Source organism: Staphylococcus pasteuri (genome assembly GCF_030547725.1).
Classification (GTDB): domain Bacteria; phylum Bacillota; class Bacilli; order Staphylococcales; family Staphylococcaceae; genus Staphylococcus; species Staphylococcus pasteuri.
In genome coordinates this window covers 1-258 of the sequence record NZ_JAUOQO010000525.1, presented here as the reverse complement: position 1 = coordinate 258, position 258 = coordinate 1, and the positions used below count along the sequence as shown (strand labels likewise).

Sequence of the window (258 nt, the reverse complement as noted above, 5' to 3'; positions counted from 1 at the left end):
AATTCCACCTCCACATTATCCATTACGCTACCTGTTGGGAAGCCTCTAAAATAACGTGGCGTTGCTTGTAACTTATCGAATAACCTCCTTAAAAGTGCCTTGTAAGCAGTGGTGTCTTTAGGGTAATCGCAATTATTAAAATATGTTTTTTTCTTCTGTAATGCTGTAAGATTGCTTCCTGTGGTATCGGCTTTTAATGTGGAATAACTGGAATTGCTTATGGATAACAACACCCGCTTTGCGCCTTTGGTGTTGATA

General features: G+C 39.1%; 1 protein-coding gene. It reads right to left on the bottom strand.

Features of this window, described 5'->3' with window-relative positions:
• The coding region (locus Q4528_RS14600) for a hypothetical protein (RefSeq protein ID WP_303522374.1) at positions 1-258 on the bottom strand (258 nt) is incomplete at both ends.